This window comes from candidate division TA06 bacterium, from assembly GCA_016208585.1.
Classification (GTDB): Bacteria; Edwardsbacteria; AC1; order AC1; family EtOH8; genus UBA5202.
Genome location: JACQXR010000023.1, coordinates 1 through 5,989 on the forward strand (window position 1 = coordinate 1; position 5,989 = coordinate 5,989).

Annotated in this window: 9 protein-coding genes; all 9 read right to left on the reverse strand. The window is 53.5% G+C overall.

The window, feature by feature from the left end:
• Nucleotides 1–55 precede the first annotated feature (55 nt).
• A complete protein-coding gene (locus HY768_01955; protein MBI4725983.1) occupies nt 56–325 on the reverse strand; it encodes a YgiT-type zinc finger protein in 270 nt (89 codons plus the stop codon).
• Between the two features lie 100 nt (nt 326–425).
• Nucleotides 426–749 carry a hypothetical protein gene (locus HY768_01960; GenBank protein ID MBI4725984.1) on the reverse strand — a complete coding sequence of 108 codons (324 nt, stop codon included), beginning with the start codon at nt 747–749 and terminating at the stop codon, nt 426–428.
• A gap of 157 nt (nt 750–906) precedes the next feature.
• A complete protein-coding gene (locus HY768_01965; GenBank protein MBI4725985.1) occupies nt 907–1,632 on the reverse strand; it encodes a 2-phosphosulfolactate phosphatase in 726 nt (241 codons plus the stop codon).
• Between the two features lie 3 nt (nt 1,633–1,635).
• Nucleotides 1,636–2,754 carry a type IV pilus twitching motility protein PilT gene (locus HY768_01970; protein ID MBI4725986.1) on the reverse strand — a complete coding sequence of 373 codons (1,119 nt, stop codon included), beginning with the start codon at nt 2,752–2,754 and terminating at the stop codon, nt 1,636–1,638.
• Between the two features lies 1 nt (nt 2,755).
• Nucleotides 2,756–3,313 carry an elongation factor P gene (efp, locus tag HY768_01975; protein ID MBI4725987.1) on the reverse strand — a complete coding sequence of 186 codons (558 nt, stop codon included), beginning with the start codon at nt 3,311–3,313 and terminating at the stop codon, nt 2,756–2,758.
• 234 nt (nt 3,314–3,547) lie between these two features.
• Nucleotides 3,548–3,718: a GxxExxY protein gene (locus tag HY768_01980; GenBank protein MBI4725988.1), complete on the reverse strand. Its 171-nt coding sequence runs from the start codon at nt 3,716–3,718 to the stop codon at nt 3,548–3,550.
• 35 nt (nt 3,719–3,753) lie between these two features.
• Entirely contained in the window at nt 3,754–4,836 is a 1,083-nt protein-coding gene (locus tag HY768_01985) for an aminopeptidase P family protein (protein ID MBI4725989.1), read from the reverse strand.
• 475 nt (nt 4,837–5,311) lie between these two features.
• Nucleotides 5,312–5,659 (reverse strand): DUF559 domain-containing protein, encoded by a 348-nt coding sequence (locus HY768_01990; GenBank protein ID MBI4725990.1) that lies wholly within the window; start codon nt 5,657–5,659, stop codon nt 5,312–5,314.
• Nucleotides 5,660–5,836: 177 nt separating this feature from the next.
• Nucleotides 5,837–5,989, reverse strand: a 153-nt coding sequence (locus HY768_01995) for an SUMF1/EgtB/PvdO family nonheme iron enzyme (GenBank protein MBI4725991.1), incomplete at its 5' end; no start/stop codon positions are given.

Sequence of the window (5,989 nt, forward strand, 5' to 3'; positions counted from 1 at the left end):
CCCAATCCAAATGCCTTATCCCATATGACATCTAACGACTAAACGTATCTGAAGTTCAGAGCCTGCCGGCGGGGAATTTAGCGGAGCGCCGCAGGCGCAGAGCCGGATACGCTCCGCTATGCGGCGTCAGGGCAAAACGAATAGACGGGAACTTGGATGGTTTTTTAGGCATCCTTTGCTCATGGAAGGTCCGATCAATTGCCTTCGCTATATCCGGCTTTAATACTTTTTCTCCGCATTGGGTACAGACGCCCCTAGGAACATTTTCAAAGATGAATAAACGCCCCTGCCATCTGGCTTCCCGGGGCATAAACCGTTCTTTCACAGAGCCGCCGCAATAGAAGCAATCACTATATTTCTTTACCATAGACGTTGTAGTGAACGTTAGCCGAACTATTAACACCTTCCTTTACCGGTTTCTTGATTTATCCCTCAAGCTCAATCTTCCGAAGCTGAAGCGCATTCAGCCTCTTCTTGATATCAAACATTTCCTTTTTGATTTTCCGCAGCTCCAATTCGTTCTTAACCTTCGCCAAGTATTTTGCTCCAAGCTCATGGGTTATGTATTTTTCCAGCTGACTTCTCAAAATCTTAAGATAGGGATTCCCCCAGATCGCTCCATCTCGATATTCCAATTTTCCGGCCCGTATGCCTTTGATAATGAAATCCCGATCCACTCCGTATTCAGCCTTTGCGGTTACGTCGCTGAGCGTCGCACCCTTTCGATTCCATTCGCCATATTCAGCCATTTGTCACCTCCTTACCAAATATAAAGATTGGCCTGCCGGCGTGGGCAAGTTAAAACCCGAATCCGGCGATAACTTATTTCTATTTTGCATTATCGAACTCAACATGCTTATTCACTTCGTCCCGAACGGATGTGATAATCATTTATGGCGCGGCAGGCTAAATTTTGACTATCCGGCCGTCCTTCATCACCGGCACGGTGCTGCTGGCATCGGGCTGAGTGGCATACTCTATGTCAGTAAGATAACCCAGGCCGGCCAGGTAGCTGCCATGGTCGCTTTCCCTGACGGCCCTGGTCAGACGGCCCTTATGCTTTTCATAGATATCCCGGGCCACCCTGGCGCCGTCGTTCAGTTCGGCATCGGGGGATTGGTCCTTGATCAGTTTAGTCAGATATCCGGCGCAGAGCAGATCCTCCAGCGAGACCCGGCCCTGTTTGCCGGAACATAACAGGACTATCTCGGCCGAGGCTCCGGTCAGCACCGGGACCAGAGCCTTGGCATTTATCAGGCAGCCCACCGCTATCAGCGATGCCCCCTTGGCCCGGGCCACCGCCACCGTCCCGTTGGTGGTGGCCATCAAAAGGCTTTTGCCCTTTACTTTTTCCGGGGTAAACTCCAACGGGGAATTCCCAAGGTCAAAACCGTTGATTTTGTTGCCGTCCCGTTCTCCGCACAAGACCACCGTTTCCCGGCCCATGGTCTCGGCCAGCCGGGTGGTTTCCTCAATGCTGGCCAGGGGAATTATCTCCTTGGCACCGGCCTCCAGCGCCGCCACCATGGAGGTGGAGGCCCGAAGCACGTCTATCACCGCCACCGCCTTGCCGGCAAAACCCTGCTCCGGCATTTCGGCCGGTATCACGGCTACGTCGATCCTGATGCTCAAATTTTATCTCCTAGACGAGGTGTCGAATGAATCCCACCCCCGGGAATCGGAGGCGTTCTCGATGCCCCTTAAGCGGAGCTTGAATTCGTCGGCGTTGGTCACGCTTTGCAGGGCGGTCTCGTAAGAGATCATCCCGTCGCGGTAATGTTTCATGATGGACTGGTCGAAGGACTGCATCCCGTACTGGGTGTTGCCCTCCGAAATCAGCTGGGGGATCATCAGGGTTTTCAACGGGTCCAGCAGATGCTCCTTGACCGTGGGGGTGTTGATCATAACCTCCACCGCCGGCACCCGGCCCTTGCCGTCGGCCCGGGGCAGCAACCGCAGGCTGATCACTCCGATCAGGGTGGCGGCCAACAGCACTCTAACATGTTCGTGCTGGTGGGGCGGGAAGAAGGAGATCACCCGGTTGATGGTCTCCGAGGCGTTCAGGGTGTGCAGGGTGCTCATCACCATGTGCCCGGTGTCGGCGGCCTGAAGCGAGGTGGCCAGGGTGGTCTTGTCCCGGATCTCGCCGATCAGGATGACGTCCGGATCCTGACGCAGCACGTGCTTCAGGGCGGCGGCGAAAGACAGGGTGTCGGTGCCCACCTCCCGCTGGCTGATGATGGACTTTTTATCGCGGAACAGGAACTCAATCGGGTCCTCCACCGTGATGATATTCCGGTTGTCGGTGTCGTTGACGTGTTCGATCATGGCGGCCAGGGTGGTGGATTTGCCGGAGCCGGTGGTGCCGGTGACCAGCAGCATCCCCCGGTGGCTTAAAGCCAGATCCTTGATGATGGGCGGCAGGGCCAGCTCTTCAATTTTTTTGACCGAGACCGGAATGGCCCTTAAGGCCAGGGCCACGCTGCCGCGCTGCATGTAAACGTTGACCCGGAACCGCCCCAGCCCGGCCACTCCGATGGCAAAGTCCAGCTCCTTTTCCTCGGCGAAAATCTGCTGCTGGTCCTTGGGCATCAGCTGCAAAGCCACCTGTCTAAGCTCCTCCGGGGATAAAGGAGGTTCATTCAAGGGCTTCAACGATCCGTCTATCCTGAACACCGGAGGCATGCCGGCCTTTAAATGAAGGTCGGAAGAATTTTCCTTGACCACCCGTTCCAGGGTTTGTTTTAAATCCATCTTAGGCCCTCTCTAAATACTTTCCGGTTCTGGTGTCTATCTTTAACAGGTCGTCCTGATTGATGAACAGCGGCACCTGGACCACCAGCCCGCTCTCCAAAGTGGCCGGCTTGGTGACCGAGGAGGCGGTGTCCCCTTTGAAACCGGGCTCGGAGTGGGCCACCTTTAGGATGACGAAGGTCGGGATCTCGATCCCGATCACGTTCTCGTCGTGCATCAGCGCCTGGATCTCGGTGTTCTCCTTTAAAAAATCCTTGATGTCCTGGAACATTTCCCCGGGCAGGCTGGTCTGCTCATAGGTCTCGCTGTCCATCAGCATATACCTGTCGTCGCTGTGGTACAGGTACTGCATCCTGCGGCGTTCCAGCCTGACCTCGGCGATGGATTCGCCGGAGCGGAAGGTCCGCTCGATTACCGCGCCAGTCTTGACGTTCTTCAGTTTGGTGCGGACAAAGGCTCCGCCCTTGCCGGGTTTGACGTGCTGAAATTCCACCGTGTAAAAAAGCTGTCCTTCGTAGTTCAGGACCATCCCATTTCTAAGATCCGCGGTGCTGGCCAATTTTTTCTCCTTGACGGTTTGGGTATATTATTTGATGATGTAACTATTCAACCACTTATGGAAAGCGGGCCGAACCATACATTGCCAATCGCTTCCGGATTTAGCCACATAAAGCACATAAGCCACAAAAATACTTCTGCTAATACATCAAAGAGAGAACAAACATTTAGGAATAAAGGAATATATGCCCCCTAAAAGACACGAATAAAATCGTAAGCAGAATAATTATTGAAATTAATTGTTTTGTGCCCTTCGTGCCTTTTGTGGCTGAATAGATACGCAAAAACATACCTCGTAAACTTTTTCCAGCAACCCCGGACCCAGTTTTTTATGCACCGCATATGCGGCATCTACGATTTTCTTTGCCTGCTCTTCTTCTTTTGGTGACAGCGGTATATAATTCATGATTTTCGTGCCTTAGTGTCTTTGTGGCAGAATACCTATTTGATGACTATTAATTCTTTTGGCGATTTGCTTAAAATCCGGCAGCCTTTGGCGGTGACCGCCGCCAGATCCTCTATCCGCACCCCGCCCCAGCCCGGCAGATAGACCCCCGGCTCCACCGTCACCACCGAGTTTGCCGGCAGCAGATTCGCCGACTTGCTGCCCACACCCGGAGCCTCGTGCACCTCCAGACCCACCCCGTGGCCCAAGCCGTGGCCGAAGTACTTGGCATAGCCGGCAGAATCGATCACCGAACGGGCGGCACCATCGGCCTCCTGCCCTTTGATCCCGGCCTTTAGCGCCTTAAGCCCGGCCAGCTGTGACTTGAGCACAGTGTTATAGACCATAAGGTGCCTGGGGCTTGGCTGTCCCACGCAGACTGTCCGGGTCATGTCGGAATGGTAGCCCCGGTATACCGCCCCGAAATCAAAGACTATGAAATCGCCTTTCCGTATCTTCCTCTCCGACGGCTGGGCGTGAGGCAGGGCGCTGTTGGGCCCCGAGCCGACGATGATGTCAAACGAAGGGCCGCTGGCCCCCAGAGTCTTCATGATGGACTCCAGTTTGTAAGATACCTCCAGCTCTGTCATTCCCGGTTTTACGATCTTAACGATCCGGCTAAAAGCCCGGTCGGCTATGGCGGCGGCCCGGGCGATTTTTTTTATTTCGTCCGGGTCTTTGATCTTGCGCAGTTCTTCCGGCAGCCCGGCCAGCGGCAAAAGTTTTTTATTCTTCAGTTCTTTCTGCAGCGATTCATACTGGTGATATTTCAGGTCGTTCTTTTCAAAGCCGATCCTTTTGGCTTTTTTAAAGTCGGAGTTTAAAAACAATTCCTCCCAGATCCCTTTTTTTATTATGACGCTCCTGGCCCCTTTCACTTCCCGCTTTACCTGTTCCTGATAGCGGAAATCGGTGAAAAATACCGCTTGCCTTTTTGAGATCCACAACAGGCCCGAACTTCCGGTATAACCGGTCAGATATCTGATGTTGATCAGGCTGGTGATGATTATGCCGTCGGCCTTTTGGGCGGCCAGGGCCTTTCTGATGCCGTTTATTCTTTGACGGTGAATGTCGAACATAACTACTCCGGGGTTTTGAGTGTCAGGTGTTTTCTGTCTTTGGCGATTCTGGTCAATATTTTCACCCGGCGGCAGCGTTTATCTTTGCGGACTACCGGCCGCCGCCGGATTTGGTTTATGCTCACGCTGAAAGCGTGCAGGGTTATAGCCGGTGGGCTTCAGCCTCCGGTAATCGTAGTTACCCCCGTCAAGCGCCCTGACAGGGCGCAGGGAATATGGGGCCATTGCATATTACATTCCCCCGCCCCGCTGGGGCGTAACTGCCAGACATTTTCCGGTTTCGCGCCGAAGGCGCGGAGGTTGTCAGCCTGCGGCTTCAGCCGCAGGCAACCGTTGGACGCACCGCCCGCGCCCGAAAAGCGGCGCAGGGATGATACCCATCGCCTCTTTGGGGCGGCCGGTCAATTTCCGCATTAGCCTGCGTTTGAAACCGCAGGCTATATTTCCCCGCCCCGCTGGGGCGGTTTATGGGTTTTCATAAAGTTCTTATTTTCCCAAGCGCTTGTTCAATATTATTCATAACTTCTTCGTTTTTAAAACGCCATACTGTTAACCCGTGTGTTTTGATTATACGATCCCGCTCGGCATCGTAGTCTTTCTGTTTTTCATGAACCCCGCCGTCTATTTCCACTACCAACTTTATTTTATCGCAATAGAAATCGGCAATAAAGCCATCTATTATCTGCTGCCGCCGGAAATGCAAGCCGTTAACTTTATTTCCTTTAACCGCATTCCAAAAACATTTCTCAGCCACGGTCATTTCCCGGCGAAGCTGCTTGGCTACGGCAAGTTTTATTTGGGTATAGCGCTGATTACGGATCATTTTTCTTTAACCCATCCCCCGGCCCCTTCCCTCGACCTGTCCGCCGCAGTGGTAACGAAGGAGGAGGGAAGGGGTGAAACCTATCCCCCTTACCCCCTTTCCTCGAGGAAAGGGGGAACCAAAGGGGGTTAGGTTCAAACCGAAAAGGGAAAAAGTGGTATAGTATAAAGTGTTACTTTACTTTGCGGGGCGAAAACCGTTGTTGTTGTTGCGGTTGTCCGGGTTGTTGTTGTTGCGGTTGGCAACGCGGCAGTTGTTATCGTTGTTGTTGAAGCTGCCGCCGCGGAGCACGCAGGCATCGCCTTTTACAGTCCGCCCCCTATCGTTATC

What these genes read in the sequence shown, in the direction of transcription:
- HY768_01960 (MBI4725984.1), bottom strand. Translation starts at nt 749, where the DNA reads ATGGCTGAATATGGCGAATGGAATCGAAAGGGTGCGACGCTCAGCGAC.
- HY768_01970 (MBI4725986.1), bottom strand. Translation starts at nt 2,754, where the DNA reads ATGGATTTAAAACAAACCCTGGAACGGGTGGTCAAGGAAAATTCTTCC.
- HY768_01980 (MBI4725988.1), bottom strand. Translation starts at nt 3,718, where the DNA reads ATGAATTATATACCGCTGTCACCAAAAGAAGAAGAGCAGGCAAAGAAA.
- HY768_01985 (MBI4725989.1), bottom strand. Translation starts at nt 4,836, where the DNA reads ATGTTCGACATTCACCGTCAAAGAATAAACGGCATCAGAAAGGCCCTG.
- HY768_01990 (MBI4725990.1), bottom strand. Translation starts at nt 5,659, where the DNA reads ATGATCCGTAATCAGCGCTATACCCAAATAAAACTTGCCGTAGCCAAG.